We start from the raw sequence: 18,773 nt of genomic DNA on the forward strand, positions 1-18,773 counted from the left end.
AAATGAACTGCTTTTTTCCTAGGTTGCTTCGGTCCCGGAGATGAAGTCAAAGAACGACTTCACCGCCGTGCCCTCCAGCACTTGGCTACAGAAAGCTAACGCTTTCTGTACGCATTAAGTGCGACTAAGTCTCTGGCTTCGCAAAGCTTGCCAATCGACTAGTCTTACTATATCGGGGCTGACCAAGGCGCTTCCGCTTTTCTGTTAGAAAACTGTCTAAATTATAGGCAGTTTTTTCTTGTATTTTCCTAGTCTTTTAGTAAAATAGAGATGTCAGACTTCTGACGAATGAATGTGTTTTCATGGTTAATATGGTTAAAAAAGGGCAACATATGTTACGATTTATTCCGTTTTTCGTGTAACCGTTACCACTTCACAAGGAGGAAAACCTTATGACTGTAAGTAAATATAAACGAATATTTTTAATTGTAATGGATTCGGTAGGTATTGGTGAAGCACCAGATGCTGAAAGGTTCGGTGACAAGGGCGCCGATACATATGGGCATATTGCAGAAAAAATGAATGGCCTTCATATGCCAAACATGGCCAAATTAGGTTTAAGCAATATCCGTGAAATTAAAGGGATACCAAAAGCGGAAAAACCTCTTGCCTATTTTACAAAAATGAAGGAAGCATCTAACGGGAAAGATACAATGACAGGACATTGGGAGATTATGGGTTTAAATATTAAGACCCCTTTCCGTGTGTTCCCTGAAGGTTTTCCTGAAGAACTTATTTCAGAACTCGAAAAACGAACCGGCAGAAAGGTTATTGGAAATAAGCCGGCAAGCGGTACGGAGATATTAGTAGAACTCGGAGAAGAGCATATAAAAACGGGTGCATTAATTGTCTATACCTCTGCAGATTCTGTGCTACAAATAGCCGCCCACGAAGAAGTAGTACCACTTGAAGAATTATATAAAATTTGTAAAATTGCCCGCGAATTAACCCTTGATGAAAAGTATATGGTTGGCCGGGTCATTGCCCGTCCATTTTTAGGCGAACCTGGAAATTTTAAACGTACTGCAAATCGTCATGACTATGCATTAAAACCATTTGATCGAACCGTTATGAGTGAATTAAAAGACTCTGGTTATGATGTGATTGCGATTGGCAAAATATCAGATATCTATGACGGAGAGGGGGTAACACAAGCATTAAGAACTGTTTCCAATATGGACGGAATGGATAAGTTGATTCAAACCCTTGAAATGGACTTTACCGGAATTAGTTTTATAAATTTAGTTGATTTTGATGCACTTTATGGACATCGCCGCGATCCTGAAGGATACGGAAAAGCTTTAGAAGAGTATGATGCCCGATTGCCTGAAGTATTTGAAAAGCTTAAAGAAGATGATTTGTTAATCATTACAGCAGACCATGGAAATGACCCAACTGCCCCTGGAACAGATCATACAAGAGAATATGTTCCCTTACTTGCTTACTCAAAGGGAATGCAAGGAGGAAAGGAACTTCCATTAAGAGAGACGTTCGCAGATGTTGGGGCAACCGTTGCAGATAATTTTAATATAAAAATGCCAAATTACGGTAAAAGCTTTTTAAACGAATTGAAATAAAAAGGGGTATAGCGATGAATTTCGAAAAAATTCAAAATGCTGCGGAATTTTTAAAAGGAAAATATTCAAAAACACCGAAAATTGGTCTTATTCTAGGTTCCGGACTAGGAGTTTTAGCGGATGAAATTGTTGATTCAGTTAAAATTCCTTATTCTGAAATCCCGAATTTCCCAATTTCAACGGTAGAGGGTCATGCTGGACAATTGGTCTTTGGTTCCCTAAGCGGGGCAGAGGTTGTCGCCATGCAGGGTAGGTTCCATTACTATGAAGGATACAGTATGGATAAAGTCACATTTCCAGTGCGAGTGATGAAAGCATTAGGCGTTGAGATGCTGATTGTGACAAATGCTGCAGGAGGTGTGAATGAAAGCTTTACCCCAGGCGATTTAATGATTATTACGGATCATATTAATTTTATGGGAACAAATCCGTTAATTGGTCCGAATGATTCAAAGCTTGGAGTGCGATTCCCGGATATGTCTGAAGCATACACGAAAGAATTACGTGGGATTGCAAAAGAAATTGCCGGAAATCTAAACATCGCCATCAAAGAAGGAGTTTATGTTGGCTTTACAGGCCCTGTTTATGAGACACCTGCAGAAATAAGAATGGCCAGAGTGCTCGGCGGAGACGCAGTAGGGATGTCAACAGTTCCGGAAGTAATTGTGGCAAGACACGGTGGATTAAAAGTTTTGGGAATTTCTTGTATCACAAATATGGCAGCAGGCATTTTAGATCAGCCATTAAGCCATGATGAAGTAATTGAAACAACCGAAAAAGTTAAATCAAACTTCCTTTTGTATATTAAAGAAATTGTCAAAAGAATAGCATAATTTTTGTATTTTTAAACTTATAAAGAGGTGATAATGAATGAGAATGGTCGACTTGATCGAAAAAAAACGCGATGGGCATGAATTATCAACGGAAGAAATTAAATTTATCATTAATGGCTATACTAATGGCTCCATTCCTGATTATCAAATCAGTGCATGGACTATGGCCATCTATTTTCAAGGGATGACTGAAAAAGAACGGGCTGATTTAACAATGGCAATGGTGGAATCCGGTGATCAAATTGATTTATCAAAAATAGAAGGAATCAAAGTTGATAAACACTCCACCGGCGGGGTTGGTGACACGACGACACTTGTTCTTGGACCGCTTGTTGCCGCCCTTGGGGTACCTGTAGCAAAAATGTCTGGACGCGGACTTGGTCATACAGGTGGGACCATTGATAAATTGGAGGCAGTAAAAGGATTCCATGTAGAAATTGAAAATGATGAATTTATAAATCTCGTCAATAATAATAAAATTGCGGTTATTGGCCAAAGCGGAAATCTGACTCCAGCTGATAAGAAGCTCTATGCTCTAAGAGATGTTACCGCTACAGTTAACAGTATTCCACTTATCGCAAGTTCAATTATGAGTAAAAAAATAGCAGCGGGTGCTGATGCGATTGTTCTTGATGTAAAAACCGGCGCCGGTGCGTTTATGAAGACACTTGAGGATTCCAGAGAACTTGCCAAAGCAATGGTGCGGATAGGAAATAATGTCGGCAGAAGAACAATGGCGGTTATTTCTGATATGAGCCAGCCGCTGGGTTATGCCATAGGTAATGCGCTTGAAGTAAAAGAAGCCATTGATACGTTAAAAGGGGAAGGACCGGATGATTTAACAGAGCTATGTCTAACACTTGGAAGCCATATGGTGTATTTGGCTGAAAAGGCAGATTCTTTGGCAGAAGCTCGAACAATGCTGGAAAACGTGATAAAAAATGGGGAAGCACTTGAAAAATTAAAAGTCTTTTTAAGCTCACAGGACGGAGATGCATCCGTTGTAGAAGACCCTTCCAAATTGCCACAAGCAAAATTTATCTATGAATTGGAAGCGAGAGAAGACGGATATGTCTCCGAAATTATTGCCGATGAGGTAGGAACAGCGGCGATGCTGTTAGGTGCCGGGAGAGCAACCAAAGAATCGGTTATTGATTTAGCCGTCGGTCTTGTCCTACGGAAAAAAATTGGTGACCAAGTGAAAAAAGGTGAATCATTGGTAACAATTTATAGCAATTTTGAAAATATTAATGAAGTGAAAGATAAACTTTATGAAAATATCAAGATGTCTACCACACCAGTAGAAGCACCAATCTTGATTCATGAAGAGATTACCGAATAATGGAGTTTTAAAGTCCGAGTGAAAATCTCGGGCTTTTTTATTATAGTGGAGGAAATTTCTGTATAAAGTTGTTTGATTTGGAAAAAATGGTATCTATATAAAGAATGGAGGGTTATGCGATGAAACGAATCGTCTCTTTAATGATGATATCTTTTTTGGTTACAAGTTTATGGATTCCTTCCGCTTTTGCAGCTGAAGAAAAGAATAGCACCGAGCTTGTAAATAATGTCAGATCAGCAGTATTAATTGAACGCGACACGGGGAAAGTCCTTTTTGAGAAAAATAGCCAGGAAGAACTGCCGCCGGCAAGCATGACCAAAATTATGACAATGTTATTAATCATGGAAGCAATCGATCAAGGAAAATTAAACTGGAATGAAAAAATTCGCACAAGTGAATATGCTGCCTCCATGGGCGGATCACAAATTTTTCTTGAACCAGGCGAAGAAATGACTACAAAACAAATGCTAAGAGGAATTGCAATTGGTTCAGGAAATGATGCTTCAGTGGCCGTGGCCGAAAGAATCGCAGGCTCTGAAGAGGCATTTGTTGACATGATGAACAAAAAAGCAAAAGAGTTAGGGTTAAAGCATACTTTCTTTAAAAATACAACCGGGCTTCCTGTAAAAGGCCATTATAGTTCAGCTCAAGATATGGCCATTATGGCAAAAGAACTTTTAAAATATGAGGATATTACGAAATTCACGGGAATGTATGAGGCTTACCTTCGCGAAAATACGGATAAAAAGTTCTGGCTCGTTAACACGAACAAACTTGTCCGCTTTTATCCGGGTGTTGATGGCTTAAAAACCGGGTTTACCGCAGAGGCAAAATATTGTTTAACGGCGACAGCCCAAAAGGATGGTATGCGTGTCATTGCCGTTGTTTTTGGCGCACCAACATCGAAAGAAAGAAATGCCCAAGTCACAAAAATGCTTAATTACGCCTTTAGTCAATATCAAACACATCCTATGTATAAGCGGAATCAAGTGATAAGCAAAGCACATGTAAGTAAAGGGAAGGAAAAAACAGTAGAAGCAGTTACGAGTGAACCGCTATCCTTATTGACGAAAAAAGGAGAAAAAACAAAAGACGTAAAACAAAAAGTGCTTCTAAAGAAGAATCTCGATGCTCCTGTCCATAAAGGAGATAAAATCGGAACCATCAAGTTGATTAAGGATGGAAAAGTTGTTTTGGAAAGTCCATTAGTAGCCAAAACCGATGTAAAAGAGGCAGGATGGTGGAGTCTTTATAAACGGGCATTCGGTATGTTTACCAAATCCGGAAAATAAAAAGTGTTTGTCGAATATAGAAGGTTTATTACTAGTTTTAGCGAATGACCACTAGTTTTGTCCCAATAGAAGGAAATGTATGTCCCTCTATCGAATTTGACTCACTATACCAAATTAAGGAGGCCAGGGATAGTGAGTCTTAACATTGAATTGGAAATTAAACATGATGTTTTATGTATTCGATTAAGCGGTGAATTGGATCACCATACAGCAGACGAACTCCGTGAGCAGGCTGCAAATGCAATTGAAAAAAATGATATTCGTCATATTGTTTTAAATTTGGAACATCTAACCTTTATGGATAGCTCGGGACTAGGGGTTATTTTAGGAAGATACAAACAAATTAAGCAGGTGCACGGTGAGATGGTTGTTTGTGCAATCTCCCCTGCGATACAAAGGTTATTTGATATGTCGGGTTTATTTAAGATTATTAAAATGGAGCCGACTGAAAGCTTTGCATTGCAAAGATTGGGGGTTGCATAAAAATGAAAAATGAAATGAATCTTCAATTTAGTGCGTTAAGTCAAAACGAATCTTTTGCACGTGTGACCGTTGCTGCGTTTATCGCTCAGCTTGATCCGACAATGGATGAGCTGACTGAAATTAAAACGGTGGTATCAGAAGCGGTAACGAACGCGATTATTCATGGTTATGAAAATGATTCAAGTGGAATCGTCTATATTTACGTTAGTATTGAGGAAAACGTAATTGATGTGACGATTCGAGATGAAGGAATTGGAATTGTAGATGTGGAGGAAGCTCGTCAGCCATTATTTACAACAAAGCCGGACTTGGAAAGATCCGGTATGGGATTTACTATCATGGAAAATTTCATGGATGAGGTCGAGGTTCTCACGCAGCCAGGTAAAGGAACCGAAGTAAGATTACGAAAGCATTTACAATCTCGCAAAATGCTGTGCAATTAAGGAGACTTGCCAATGGATGTGGAGGTCAAGAACAATAAAAATCAACCGTATTTAAAGGATCATGAAGTAAAAGAATTGATAAAAAAAAGCCAGGGTGGAGACCAGGAATCAAGGGAGTTAATTGTTGAAAAAAATATGCGTCTTGTCTGGTCTGTTGTCCAACGTTTTTTAAATAGAGGCTATGACCCTGACGATCTCTTCCAAATTGGTTGTATTGGTTTATTGAAGTCAGTTGATAAATTCGACCTTTCTTATGATGTAAAGTTTTCCACCTATGCTGTTCCAATGATTATCGGAGAGATTCAACGATTTATCCGCGATGATGGAACGGTAAAAGTAAGCCGATCATTAAAAGAGATGGGCAACCGAATTCGAAAGGCAAAAGACGAATTATCGAAGACGCTTGGCAGGGTTCCGACCGTAAATGAAATTTCGGAATACCTTGATTTATCACCCGAGGACGTTATTCTTGCCCAAGAGGCCAGCAGAACGCCATCCTCCATTCACGAAACGGTCTATGAAAATGATGGCGATCCCATTACGCTCTTGGATCAAATCGATGATGGCAATGAGGGTAAATGGTTTGAAAAAATCGCGTTAAAAGAAGCGATTAGAGAATTGGATGAACGCGAAAGATTAATTGTGTATTTAAGATATTATAAGGATCAAACCCAATCGGAAGTAGCAGTGAGGCTGGGAATTTCTCAGGTTCAGGTTTCAAGGCTCGAGAAAAAAATATTGATGCAAATGAAAGACCGAATGGATCAATGATCCATTCGGTCTTTTTTATTCCAATTTTTGGTTTCATAAAAAAGAAACTATTATCCATACTAGTTATACGAGGAAATCAATGTGTGGGGAGTGAATGTTTTGGAAAAAACAATCTACATCCGCATGCGGAATCGTGTGAAAACTAATCCGAAAGATGTGATTAAGCTAAAGGATGTAGCCCAAATAATTGCACCGGAAAATGATATGACCAATTTGGAAAATACGGTCATCCATCAAATTTCAGAAAAGGATCGGAATATTGTCGTTATTGATGTGATGAAAGTGATTAATCAGATAACGGTAAAATTCCCCGAGATGGAAGTTCAAACAGTTGGGCCGGCACAAACGATTATAGAGGTGATAACGAAGAAAAAAGGAGTCTCTGTTCCTTTTTTTCTGTTAATTTGGTTTTTATTATTTTTTGGTTCAGCTATGGCAATCATGAATTTTCATGATGATGTCAGTATGAGAAGCGTTCAGGAAAAATTTTATACCATTATTACCGGGAGAAAAGAATCGAAACCATGGTTATTTCAAATTCCTTATTCTATTGGCTTAGGTTTAGGAATGATTTTATTTTTTAATCATGTGTTTAAAAAGAGAATCAATGATGAGCCCAGTCCACTCGAAGTCGAAATGTTTAATTATCAAATGGATTTAGATAATTACTTGGTCATTCATGAAAATAAAGAAAGTACGAAGAAACTTGATGACAATTAAAATTTTAACCGTACTCTTTTTTGGTTTAGCAAGCGGATTGGCTGTTGGTTTGGGCTTTGTTGCCTTTTTAACTGTACTCGGGATTATTCCAAGACTGACACAATTATCAAAAACACAAAAAATGATACAACAATATGAATGGGCTGTGGTCATCGGTGCTCTTGCAGGGGTTGCTATCAGCCTAAGAGATCCAATTTTAGGCATTTCAGCTTATTTTTTGATTCCCCTTGGATTAACAGAGGGAGTCTATGTGGGGATGCTTGCAGGTGCATTAACAGAAGTATTAAATGTGCTTCCAATTCTTGCAAAAAGAATCAGGTTGGATGAAGACATTATCTATTTAATAATGGCTATTGTTCTAGGGAAAGTTGCTGGGTCCCTATTTCAATGGGTTTATTTTATTCATCATTAACAGGAATTAAAGCCATGAAAGGACATCACAATCATGAGCATTCGGAGGCGTGTAATTTTAATTACGGATGGAGATGATTATGCAAGAAGGGCTGTGGAGTATGTTGCTAAGGAAGTGGGCGGGCGCTGCATTTCTATGTCTCATGGAAATCCGTCCAAATTAACAGGTCATGAGCTTATTCATTTAATAAAAAAAGCTCCAAATGATCCGGTGTTGGTGATGTTTGATGATAGTGGCATTGTGGGTGAGGGTGCCGGTGAAAATGCCCTAAAATATGTTGCATTACATAAGGATATTGAAGTACTGGGGATAATCGCAGTAGCTGCAAAGTCAAGACATGAAGAGTGGGCGAGGATTGATATAAGTATTGATCGCGATGGTGAAATAACTCCCTATGGAGTAGATAAATTTGGTATACCGGAACTGGAAATTGGCAGAATAAATGGAGATACCGTTTACTGCCTTGACGAATTAGATGTCCCGCTAATAGTTGGAATCGGAGATATCGGTAAAATGGCAAGGAGAGATGATTACAGGATCGGCTCACCGATTACGAAAAAAGCGGTGGAACTTATTCTCGAAAGGAGTGGTTTTCATGACAAATAAGGAAGAGCAACAATGGCCAATTCCGGAATCAGTGAGTGAAGTTGAACATTACATGAAACAAAGGGTTGGTTTAGGAGTAAGCTTCGATTTAAATATTCGGAAGTTAAAGGTTTTGAAGAAGGATGTACACATCTATTCAGTTAGTGGATTGGTTGATACTCGATATGCAATTGAATTGGTTGAAGAACTAGTTGAAATAAATGACCATGAAAAATTATCTGCAGATCTTTTTAAGATTATTGAAAACCGACTAGTTAACCAATCTGTACAACCAATCACATTACTAACCGAAATGGTCGACTATATCCTTACTGGATTAATTGTAGTAGTAATCGATGGCGAAAGTACCGCATTTGTAGTCGATGTAAGGAGCTACCCTGGGCGCTCGCCTCAAGAGCCCGATACAGAAAAGGTCGTCAGAGGTGCACGGGATGGCTTTGTTGAAAATATTATTCTTAATACTGCTTTAATTAGAAGGAGAATAAGAGACGAACGTCTTCGATATGAATTGATAAAGGTTGGAAAACGTTCAAAAACAGATGTTTCCATATGCTATTTAGAAGATGTGGTAGACCCTGATTTATTAAATATTATTAGAAAAGAATTAAAGTCGATTGACACAGATGGAATCCCAATGGCTGATAAAACCCTTGAAGAATTTATCTTAAAACAAGGTTGGAACCCATTTCCGCTAGTAAGATATACAGAAAGGGCCGATATTGCAGCCGCTCATATATTAGAGGGGCATATTGCCATTATTTGTGATACCTCACCAAGTGTGATTCTTACCCCGACAACTTATTTTCATCATGTTCAACACGCTGAAGAATTTCGTGAATCTCCGGCGATGGGGACATTTGTAAGATGGACCCGTTTCCTAGGGGTATTAACTTCTATTTTTTTGTTGCCTTTATGGCTGTTATTTGTGTTAGAGCCGTCCTTATTGCCTGAAAAGCTTGCATTTATTGGACCCAATGAACAGACAAATATACCGGTTATCATCCAAATATTTTTAGCGGATTTTGGAATTGAATTTTTACGAATTGCAGCAATTCATACACCTACACCTTTATCAACTGCAATGGGTTTAATTGCAGCGGTGTTAATCGGCCAAATTGCCATTAGTGTTGGCCTGTTTGTTCCCGAGGTTATTCTTTATGTTGCAGTTGCAGGAATTGGGACGTTTACGACACCTAGTTATGAATTAAGTATTGCAAATAAAATTGGCAGACTTACCTTACTTCTTCTGGTTGCTTTCTTTCATACACCTGGGTTTGTTATTGGTGCAACACTGCTGTTTCTTTTCCTTGTTAAAATGCGCACATTTAATACACCTTACTTTTGGCCATTCCTGCCTTTCGAGCCAAAAGGATTTTTACAAATTATTTTCCGCAGAGCAGTACCGGGTTCAATACTCAGACCAAGTATTGTCCATCCAAGAAACCGGTACCGCCAGCCGCCTAATTGATTTTAAAAAAATTGCAGATTTTGCGTTGTTATGCTAAAGTAATTTTAATTTAAGATTGTAAAAGATAGGCAGTATCTTTTGTAGATTCTGTCTATTTATTATTAATGCTAAGGGATATGAATTTGAGTTACTACGGGGAGAGGGAGAAAATGCACTTTTATGGTTCTACAGGTATTAATAGCAATGGGAATTTAGAGATAGGCGGCCTTGATGCAATTGAAATGGCCGGGGAATACGGTACCCCTCTTTATGTTTATGATGTAGCATTAATCAGAGAAAGGGCAAGGGGATTTAAGCAGGCCTTTGAGGAACAAAATGTTCAAGCACAGGTTGCTTATGCCAGCAAAGCCTTTTCGACGATTGCCATGCTGCAGCTTGCAGAAGAGGAAGGCTTATCACTAGATGTTGTATCAGGTGGCGAGTTATTTACAGCACTAGCTGCAGGGTTTCCGGTTGACCGAATTCATTTTCACGGGAACAACAAAAGCAGAGAAGAACTGGAAATGGCTTTGGAAAAAGAAATAGGTTGTGTAGTCGTTGATAATTTCTATGAGCTTAATCTTTTAAAATCCATTTGTTCGGAGAAAAATACTACGGTCAAGATTTTATTAAGGGTTACACCAGGAATTGAAGCCCACACCCATGATTATATTTTAACGGGTCAGGAAGATTCTAAATTTGGGTTTGACCTGCAAAATGGGCAAGCGGAAAAAGCATTAACGGAAGCATTGCTCTATAATAATTTCGAGGTTTTAGGGATTCATTGTCATATTGGCTCGCAAATTTTCGAAACAACGGGGTTTCTATTGGCAGCTGAAAAACTTATTGAAAAATTAAATGAGTGGAAAAACAATATATCGTTCGAAGCAAAAGTTCTAAATTTGGGCGGAGGCTTTGGGATTCGATATACAAATGAAGATGAGCCGTTGCAACCTTATCAATATGTGATGGAAATAATTAAAAAAGTGAAAAGGCTTGTGAGTCATTATTCTTTAAGTATGCCGGAAATCTGGATAGAACCAGGCCGTTCACTAGTAGGAGATGCTGGAACTACCCTTTACAAGGTCGGATCTTCAAAAGAAGTACCTGGAGTTAGAAAATATTTGGCAGTTGATGGAGGAATGAGTGATAATATTAGACCTTCACTTTATCAAGCTAAATATGAAGCAGTACTCGCCAATAAACCGCTGGAGAATTCAGATGAAATCGTTTCAATCGCGGGTAAATGCTGTGAGTCAGGTGATATGCTCATCTGGGATTTACCACTTCCTAAACAAAGGGATGAGGACATTCTAGCAGTTTTTTGTACAGGTGCTTACGGCTATTCGATGGCAAATAATTACAATCGTTTACCAAGACCAGCGGTTGTATTTGTTGAAAACGGCAAATCCACTCTCGTTGTTAAAAGGGAAACATACGAAGATTTAATTAGACTCGATTTACCACTCAAATGAGGAGGAAGCTGCCCAGAATTGGGCGGCTTATTCCTTTTATCTGAAAAGAAAGTGGTAAATAATTCAACTTTGAGAATTGGCCAGCTCCAGCGCCTAGCCCCTCGAGGGAAAAAATGAACTGCTTTTTTCCTAGATTGCAAATCTGCTCCTGCGGCAATGCATATTCGAGGAAGTGCTGTTCACCTCGTCGCATGCCTGCAAGGGTGCTTATTCAATGATGCAGGCATGCCGATGAAGTCAAAAACCGACTTCAGCGTCAGGCCCTCCAGTACTTGTCGGGCTGAGCAAGGCGCTTCCGCTTTTCTGATAAAAGAGAAATAGATTATTTTTTTCAAATGGTGTAGAATGTAGGAAGCATCTTCATTCTTTTTGGGGGAAGTCGTGAATGAAAAGAAATAATTGGATTTTGTTCGGTGTCTTAATTGCCCTTTCAATTATTTGGGGCATCATTTATTGGGTATTTATTGCTCCTAAGCATCCCTAGTAATTGGGATTGATGAATAAGCATTTATTTTGTATGATTGACAAGGGCGCAACTAGGGCTGGGAAAACATATAATACATAAATTGTAACATTTTTAGAGGAAAAACATTTTTTGCGGGGTTTATTTAATATAATGAGGGATCAATATGTTAATTCGATATAAAAAAGCTTTCGAAAAAATTGCTATGGGTTTAATGTCCTTTATGCCAAATGAAAAGGATTTAAAAAAGCTCCAGCAAACCATGAAGGAATATGAGACAGAAGAATTTAGGCAGTTGTTCTTGTGGAAAGAAGAAGATATTATTGGCCTGCTTGGAGTTCTTAATCTCGATGCATCCAATGAATTAGAGATACAGCATATATCTGTGAACCCTTCCCATCGTTATCAAGGTGTGGGGAAAAAAATGGTAAAAGCACTGAAGGAAATGTATCCTGAGCGAAAAATCACTTCAAATAAACAAACAGCAGCTTTTGTTGAGAAATGCGATATATGTTAAAGTCTTCTTGAAAGGCAACGATTCCGTTTATCGTTGCCTTTTCCTATTTTTAGCAAGGTCCCTTTCCAGAATCACATCTGATCGATCTCGAAGTTTGTGCCTATGGACCAATGTAGCATTTGTAAGATTACTTGGTTTTCCCCAGTCAAATCCTTTCCTTTTACATAAATCTATGCATTTATTGAGGAAAACCGGATGGCAAATAGGAAGAACCATACTACTGTAAGGAGCTTTATTTTCAATCACTGCTAAACGATTAGTCAAATCCTCCATGAATACTTTATAATCCAAGCCTAATTGGGTAACTGTTTCATGTTGATTTTTAAAAATGGAACAGGCTTTTTCCAACGTTCTTTTTGCTCCTGTAAAATTGAGCCGCCGATGATGGTAATTGGCGACTGCTAATTGAATAAATCCAACCCAAATCGATTCTTTATTCGCAGGGTCAATTCTTTTCCAATACTCTTCAAGAATTTCATGACATTCAAAATAATCGCGGTCACCATGAAAGTGGACCATATATTCCATAAATTCTTTTGGGTACAATCCTTCTCCCCCTTACCCTTTTTCGTACATTTAGTTTATCATAATTACGATTATTATTGCTTTTTTAGAAGATTTGGCTGGGATAAAAAAAGCCTGCCAAATGGCAGGCCAGGCACTTCCGCTTTTTAAATTACCAAACCCAAGAAGCACCAACAATAATTAACAGAATGAATAGAACAACGATTAACGCAAAACCGGCACCAAAACCATCAGACATATTAATTACCTCCTAAATGTATATTTGCTTTGTTCAATGTCATCATATGTAGAGAATTTGTCCAGTGTTTGGGCAATCTCTTGTTTTAGTTAAATCGACCCAAGAAGGGGGATTTTTCTATTGGATAACGAAACTGATTCCTCTATACTAATAATAGTCGAAAGAAAAGCGACAAATTTTTCAAGAATACTGGTGAATAAACGATGCCATACAAGGTTAAAATTGATGCGTTTGAAGGGCCGTTGGATTTATTATTGCATTTAATCAATCGGCTTGAAATTGATATTTACGATATCCCAGTTGCTCAAATTACTGAGCAATACTTAATCTATATTCATACAATGAAAGAACTCAAACTTGATATTGCAAGTGAGTTTTTAGTCATGGCTGCTACATTATTGGCCATCAAGAGCAAGATGCTCTTACCAAAAAATGAAGAAAACATCGAAGATATGGAAAGCGAAATTTCCTATGATGAGGACCCAAGGGACGAGCTTGTGGAACGTTTAATTGAATACCGAAAATATAAGGACGCTGCCAATGATTTAAAGTCAATGGAAGAGGAACGCGGACTAATGTATACAAAACCGCCGAGTGATTTATCAGATTTTGCAAAAGATAAACAACCGGAAAAGGCCGATTTGAATGTTTCGCTTTATGATATGCTGGCAGCATTTCAAAAATTGCTGCGAAGAAAAAAACTCCAGCGGCCATTGGCCACAAAAATTACTCGGCAGGAAATTTCAATTGAGAAAAGAATGTCAGAAATCATGGGTGAATTAAAACATTTAAAAGGCCGAAAAAACTTTAATGAACTCTTTCCCTATCCGGAGAAGGAACATATTGTCGTTACCTTTTTAGCAATCCTAGAACTGATTAAACGAAAAGAAATTGATGTAGAGCAACAAGAAAACTTTGGCGATATTTTCGTTGAGGCAAAACAGGAAGGAAGAGAAGTGGTTGGAAATTATTAATTGGAGCAGTATTTTAGAAAGTCTTTTGTTTGCCGCTGGTGATGAAGGGTTAACATTGAAACAAATCGCCGAGGTATTAGAGGTAGATGAATTAAAGGCAAATGAAATCATTGAAGAGTCGATATGTGAATATGAACGTAATGTGCAAAGAGGAATTACAATTGTACAGCTGGCCGGAACGTTTCAACTTGCGACCAAGAAAGAAAATGCCGTCTATTTAAAAAAACTGGTCGATTCTCCTAATACGTCCACACTATCACAGGCAGCGTTAGAATCTCTCGCGATAATAGCCTATAAACAGCCGATCACGCGTGCGGAAATTGAAGAAATTCGCGGGGTAAAAACAGAAAGACCGCTTCATACCCTTGTTTCCAAGGCCCTTATTAAGGAAGTCGGCCGAGCAGAAGGTACAGGCAGGGCGATTTTATATGGAACAACAAAGGAATTTCTCGACTATTTTGGTCTGAAAAGCCTTAAAGAACTACCAAAACTACCTGAAAAGGCCGATGAGGAATATATCCAGGATGAAGCGGATTTATTTTTTGAAAAGTTTCAAGAAACACTTGAATCATAGAATTATTCAGAAACATGCAGGAATATTTATGATAAAATAGAAATAACTATTAAATTCATTAATTTCTTATTGTTTAGGAGTGGAATGAAGGTGCTAATTAATCAATACGGCGGATATGAATTAGAAAAGGAGAAATCAAATACCTCAGAAGATTTCTTTAACAGAAGTGAAGTAACTTTTGTGGATGATGGAGAAGAAAAAACCTTACACGTTCTCTATGTTAGGTATTTTGAAGAATTTTTCAATGAATTCACTCCCTATGAGCAAGACCCCATTTTTGATGATGTAGAGTTTAAGGATATTGTTGCCCTTGTTTGTTTAATTAAAAATCCGGGCCTGCGCCATCGTAAACGGGTATATATTAATTCTAAGCACGAGTTTGCGGCCTTTTTCCAGGATATTGATTTTAAAAAGCTGCCTGAAATTTTTCAATCCCTTAAACAAAACAAAAATTATGAGTTAAAATCACCGCTTGCTTTTATTATGCAGCCAAAATAATGTTTAGAATGGAACATATTCGGGGGTGTAAATGTGGGTAATACATTAGTAGAATCACAGCTTAAAGATGTAAAAGAGTTTTTAAAGGGGACAATTCAAACACTTGAAGGATTTTTAAATGAAACAACCATTTCACAATTAAATCCTGAAACCGTTGAAAAACAAAACTATTACAAATTGATTATTTCTAACTTACGGAAACTGTTGGTTTACAGTGAGGAAAGTATCGAGACATCTTTACTGATCCTTCAAAGTGAGCCATTTCAAAAGGCCGCTGCTGAAAAAACGCTATATCGTATTTATCATCAATGTATTGAAGAATTCTTTTCCCCAAAAAATGATGCATGGTATGAGGATAGCAGATCTGCATATACCGGAAAAAATTCAATTAAATATTATCAGCCTGTACCTGAATCCATTGGGCAGCTCATCAAAGCCTTAGAAGGCGATTTTCAACGGATTAGAGAAGAACTTGAGTTTTACGAAACCGATTATCGGACAAAAATGGCACAATCAAAATAAATAAGAAAAGCGCAATCGCCTTGAACAGCCTCAGGCATAGCACAAGACAAGCCGGCCGAAAGGTTGTTCTTTAACCTTTTGGACGGCTTGTCTTGTGACCTCGAGCGGCTAGGCGCTGGACAATTCTCGAAGCCTCATTTTATACTTTCTTATCTCAAGAAAAAGGTTATTCCTTAATTAAGGAATAACCTTTTTTGCATTAATAAAAGTTTCAAAACATACCATTTAGGTAGACTTGGGTTTCACCATAAAAATGAGTTATTGAAATGAGGGAGACCATGAGTAAATTCCGTAAATATGTAAATGAACTTTTTGAATGGAATGAGCAAATGAAAGATTTTTTAGAGATGGAAAAGGTGGAGGCAGATTCGGACTTATGGATACATCTCGATGACTTTAGCGAATTAATTGAAAATACCAATCGTGAGTTATCGGATGCAGAGCTTCTAAATCTGCAGTCAAAGGCTGAGTCAATCCATGATCATATGGAAAATTATTTTCATAGAAAACAAGAAGTAGGGAATATCTGGTTATTGGAAAAATCGCTTGCTCCAGGTGGACATACACTTCCGGAGCTGCCATACGCTTATAATGCACTTGAACCATATATTTCCGAAGAGATTATGAGACTGCACCATAGTCAGCATCATCAAGCATATGTCAATGGTTTAAATAACGCTGAACTAAACCTAAAAAAGGCACGGGAAAGCAATGATTTTACTCTTATTAAGCATTGGTCAAGAGAACTGGCTTTTCATGGATCGGGGCATTATCTTCACACAATTTTTTGGAAGAATATGAGTCCAAATGGTGGCGGTACACCACAAGGTCCTTTAAAAGATGAGATTCAGAACTACTTTGGAAGTTTTTTAAGCTTCAAAAAACAATTTACTGAAGCCGCGAAACAGGTAGAGGGTGTTGGATGGGCATTACTTGTTTGGTCACCGCTGGCAAGACATTTGGAAGTATTGCAAACAGAGAGGCATATGCTGCTGACGCAATGGAATACGATCCCATTACTTGTTCTTGATGTTTGGGAGCATGCTTATTATCTCCAATATAAAAATAAACGTGCTGAGTATGTAGAAAATTGGTGGAACATTGTCAACTGGCATGACGTAGGAATGCGCTTCGAAAAAGCGGCTGATATTAAATGGACTGCGATTTAGTGAGAAAACCAACGTCAAGGGGCTAGGCACTGGAGCTGGACAATTTGAAAGGCAACCTTCCATTCGGCTGGTTGCCTTCGTTTTTTTTCCAAAAGATGCATAACAATCCTTGTCCTGCATAAAATTGTTTTAGAAATAAAAAAAGGAGACGAGGTATATCTAATGAGAATGATATGGAAGCTGGTTTTTTATTCACTCATAGTCACACTATTCATTGCTAACATTCCTCAAAAGGTGGATGCTTCCGTTTCCGTAGGTGCTGCCAGTGCGGTTTTAATGGAACAAAAAACGGGCCGTGTCCTTTATGAAAAGGATGCACACACAAAAAGAAGAATTGCCAGTATAACAAAGATTATGACTGCAATATTGGCAATTGAATCAGGGAAAATGAATAAATACGTGAAGGTAAGTGATCAGGCTGTAAGGACAGAAGGATCCTCTGTTTACCTTAAGCCGGACGAAAAAATAAAACTGAAAGATTTAGTCTATGGTTTGATGCTCCGGTCCGGGAATGACACAGCTGTTGCGATTGCAGATTATGTTGGAGGAAGTGTTGAAGGGTTTTCGTTATTAATGAATGAAAAAGCAAGGGAAATCGGCATGTTTGATTCTCATTTCTCAAATCCGCATGGACTTGATAATACTCCCGAGCATTATTCATCGGCTTATGATATGGCGTTACTTATGCGGTACGCCATGAATAACAAACAATTCAGGGAAATTTCCGGTACGAAAGTACATCGTGCACCCAATCCAACCGAAGACTGGGACAGAGTTTGGAAAAATAAAAATCGTTTGTTAACAATGTACAAATATTGTACAGGTGGTAAAACGGGCTATACGAAGCTTGCAAAGAGAACTCTTGTTACAACAGCAACAAAAGGAGATATGAATCTTGTTGCGGTAACATTAAACGATCCTAATGATTGGGACGATCATATCGCCATGTATGACGACGGATTTAAAAGTTTTGATATGGCAGAAGTGATCCCTAAAGGCAAACTTGATATTTCTACAAATAAAATCTACAAGAATCATTTGTTTATAAAAAATTCCGTAGTCTATCCAGCCACAAACGATGAAATGGATTTATTTAACATTAAATATAAATTAGACAAGCCTTCTAAAAAATGGGGGGATTCGAAGAAAACCAGGAAGGTTGGAAAAGCGATGATTTATTTGGATGGGAGAGTCGTGAAGGAAGTACCCGTTTATTATAAAGGCATCACGGTTAATAATGATGGATTATTTGAGTTCGTCAAAGAAATCTTTCTATCCATTATTGGTGTGAAAACAAATGGTTAACTATATTTGGGTTTGTTTGACTATTATTGGTATTGTGTTCGCAATGATTAACGGAAAAATGGAGGATGTAAATAAGGCGATTTTTTCTGGCGCGCAAGATGCTGTAACCCTTTGCATTGGCCTGATTAGCATCCTCGTTTTTTGGCTCGGGATGATGCGGATTGCTCAGGAAGCCGGACTTCTTGATAAATTATCCAAGTTATTCCGGCCGCTGGTAAAACGTTTGTTTCCTGATGTTCCAGTCAATCATCCAGCGATGGGGTATATTTTGTCCAATATGATATCCAATATGTTTGGATTGGGAAATGCAGCTACTCCCCTTGGAATTAAAGCAATGGAAGAGCTCAAGAAATTAAATGGCGGGAAAAATTCAGCGAGCCGGTCTATGGTTACATTTTTAGCAATTAATACAGCGAGTATTACCATCATACCCACCACAGTTATTGCCATCAGAATGACCTACAATTCATCATCCCCAACAGAAATAGTTGTTCCAACAGTAATTGCCACTATATTATCAGCATTGGCTGCTATTCTGATAGACCGTTATTTTTATTATCGAAGAAGCCGAAAAGGATGAAAATGAC

At 38.2% G+C, this 18,773-nt stretch carries 22 protein-coding genes; 20 read left to right on the forward strand and 2 right to left on the reverse strand.

Annotation, left to right across the window (positions count from 1 at the left end):
- Positions 1-392 precede the first annotated feature (392 nt).
- From deoB to BIV60_RS09165, 13 genes are all read left to right on the forward strand, one after another.
- Entirely contained in the window at positions 393-1,577 is a 1,185-nt protein-coding gene (deoB, locus tag BIV60_RS09105; RefSeq protein WP_071355420.1) for a phosphopentomutase, read from the forward strand.
- Positions 1,578-1,591: 14 nt separating this feature from the next.
- On the forward strand, positions 1,592-2,410 hold the full coding sequence (locus tag BIV60_RS09110; RefSeq protein WP_071355421.1) for a purine-nucleoside phosphorylase: 819 nt from the start codon (positions 1,592-1,594) through the stop codon (positions 2,408-2,410).
- A 37-nt stretch (positions 2,411-2,447) separates the two neighbouring features.
- The gene (locus BIV60_RS09115) at positions 2,448-3,752 is read left to right on the forward strand and encodes a pyrimidine-nucleoside phosphorylase (RefSeq protein WP_071355422.1); all 1,305 of its coding nucleotides are present in this window, start codon (positions 2,448-2,450) and stop codon (positions 3,750-3,752) included.
- Between the two features lie 119 nt (positions 3,753-3,871).
- Complete coding sequence (locus tag BIV60_RS09120; RefSeq protein ID WP_071355423.1) at positions 3,872-5,044, forward strand: D-alanyl-D-alanine carboxypeptidase family protein; 1,173 nt, start codon at positions 3,872-3,874, stop codon at positions 5,042-5,044.
- 132 nt (positions 5,045-5,176) lie between these two features.
- A complete protein-coding gene (spoIIAA, locus tag BIV60_RS09125; RefSeq protein WP_071355424.1) occupies positions 5,177-5,527 on the forward strand; it encodes an anti-sigma F factor antagonist in 351 nt (116 codons plus the stop codon).
- A 2-nt stretch (positions 5,528-5,529) separates the two neighbouring features.
- The gene (spoIIAB, locus tag BIV60_RS09130; RefSeq protein ID WP_071355425.1) at positions 5,530-5,970 is read left to right on the forward strand and encodes an anti-sigma F factor; all 441 of its coding nucleotides are present in this window, start codon (positions 5,530-5,532) and stop codon (positions 5,968-5,970) included.
- Positions 5,971-5,982: 12 nt separating this feature from the next.
- Positions 5,983-6,741: an RNA polymerase sporulation sigma factor SigF gene (gene sigF, locus BIV60_RS09135; RefSeq protein ID WP_071355426.1), complete on the forward strand. Its 759-nt coding sequence runs from the start codon at positions 5,983-5,985 to the stop codon at positions 6,739-6,741.
- 99 nt (positions 6,742-6,840) lie between these two features.
- Positions 6,841-7,461, forward strand: coding sequence for a stage V sporulation protein AA (locus BIV60_RS09140; RefSeq protein ID WP_071355465.1), 621 nt, complete (start codon positions 6,841-6,843; stop codon positions 7,459-7,461).
- Positions 7,451-7,873, forward strand: coding sequence for a stage V sporulation protein AB (locus BIV60_RS09145; RefSeq protein WP_071355427.1), 423 nt, complete (start codon positions 7,451-7,453; stop codon positions 7,871-7,873). Before BIV60_RS09140 ends, BIV60_RS09145 begins: the two co-directional genes overlap by 11 nt.
- 33 nt (positions 7,874-7,906) lie before the next feature.
- Positions 7,907-8,479 carry a stage V sporulation protein SpoVABEA gene (gene spoVAEA, locus BIV60_RS09150; protein ID WP_071355428.1) on the forward strand — a complete coding sequence of 191 codons (573 nt, stop codon included), beginning with the start codon at positions 7,907-7,909 and terminating at the stop codon, positions 8,477-8,479.
- The gene (locus tag BIV60_RS09155) at positions 8,469-9,947 is read left to right on the forward strand and encodes a spore germination protein (RefSeq protein WP_071355429.1); all 1,479 of its coding nucleotides are present in this window, start codon (positions 8,469-8,471) and stop codon (positions 9,945-9,947) included. The genes spoVAEA and BIV60_RS09155 overlap by 11 nt, the downstream gene beginning before the upstream one ends.
- A 149-nt stretch (positions 9,948-10,096) precedes the next feature.
- The gene (gene lysA, locus BIV60_RS09160; protein WP_083402177.1) at positions 10,097-11,401 is read left to right on the forward strand and encodes a diaminopimelate decarboxylase; all 1,305 of its coding nucleotides are present in this window, start codon (positions 10,097-10,099) and stop codon (positions 11,399-11,401) included.
- Positions 11,402-12,030: 629 nt separating this feature from the next.
- Positions 12,031-12,381: a GNAT family N-acetyltransferase gene (locus tag BIV60_RS09165; protein ID WP_071355431.1), complete on the forward strand. Its 351-nt coding sequence runs from the start codon at positions 12,031-12,033 to the stop codon at positions 12,379-12,381.
- 27 nt (positions 12,382-12,408) lie between these two features.
- Here BIV60_RS09165 and BIV60_RS09170 read toward each other — a convergent pair whose 3' ends face one another.
- A complete protein-coding gene (locus BIV60_RS09170) occupies positions 12,409-12,927 on the reverse strand; it encodes a DUF309 domain-containing protein (protein WP_071355432.1) in 519 nt (172 codons plus the stop codon).
- A gap of 130 nt (positions 12,928-13,057) precedes the next feature.
- On the reverse strand, positions 13,058-13,144 hold the full coding sequence (locus tag BIV60_RS09175) for a YjcZ family sporulation protein (protein ID WP_071355433.1): 87 nt from the start codon (positions 13,142-13,144) through the stop codon (positions 13,058-13,060).
- A gap of 203 nt (positions 13,145-13,347) precedes the next feature.
- Here BIV60_RS09175 and BIV60_RS09180 point away from each other — a divergent pair, with 203 nt between their 5' ends.
- The 7 genes from BIV60_RS09180 (at position 13,348) to BIV60_RS09210 (ending at position 18,766) form a co-directional block, all read left to right on the forward strand.
- The gene (locus BIV60_RS09180; protein WP_071355434.1) at positions 13,348-14,118 is read left to right on the forward strand and encodes a segregation/condensation protein A; all 771 of its coding nucleotides are present in this window, start codon (positions 13,348-13,350) and stop codon (positions 14,116-14,118) included.
- A complete protein-coding gene (scpB, locus tag BIV60_RS09185) occupies positions 14,105-14,692 on the forward strand; it encodes an SMC-Scp complex subunit ScpB (RefSeq protein ID WP_071355435.1) in 588 nt (195 codons plus the stop codon). The genes BIV60_RS09180 and scpB overlap by 14 nt, the downstream gene beginning before the upstream one ends.
- 84 nt (positions 14,693-14,776) lie before the next feature.
- Positions 14,777-15,190: a hypothetical protein gene (locus BIV60_RS09190; protein WP_071355436.1), complete on the forward strand. Its 414-nt coding sequence runs from the start codon at positions 14,777-14,779 to the stop codon at positions 15,188-15,190.
- A 33-nt stretch (positions 15,191-15,223) separates the two neighbouring features.
- Positions 15,224-15,712, forward strand: a complete 489-nt coding sequence (locus BIV60_RS09195) for a YpuI family protein (protein WP_071355437.1) — start codon at positions 15,224-15,226, stop codon at positions 15,710-15,712.
- Between the two features lie 278 nt (positions 15,713-15,990).
- Positions 15,991-16,881, forward strand: a complete 891-nt coding sequence (locus tag BIV60_RS09200; RefSeq protein WP_071355438.1) for a superoxide dismutase — start codon at positions 15,991-15,993, stop codon at positions 16,879-16,881.
- 162 nt (positions 16,882-17,043) lie between these two features.
- On the forward strand, positions 17,044-18,186 hold the full coding sequence (locus tag BIV60_RS09205; RefSeq protein ID WP_141770436.1) for a D-alanyl-D-alanine carboxypeptidase family protein: 1,143 nt from the start codon (positions 17,044-17,046) through the stop codon (positions 18,184-18,186).
- The gene (locus tag BIV60_RS09210) at positions 18,179-18,766 is read left to right on the forward strand and encodes a nucleoside recognition domain-containing protein (RefSeq protein ID WP_071355439.1); all 588 of its coding nucleotides are present in this window, start codon (positions 18,179-18,181) and stop codon (positions 18,764-18,766) included. The genes BIV60_RS09205 and BIV60_RS09210 overlap by 8 nt, the downstream gene beginning before the upstream one ends.
- Positions 18,767-18,773: the final 7 nt, after the last annotated feature.

This window comes from Bacillus sp. MUM 116 (assembly GCF_001866655.1).
Lineage (GTDB): Bacteria > Bacillota > Bacilli > Bacillales > Cytobacillaceae > Neobacillus.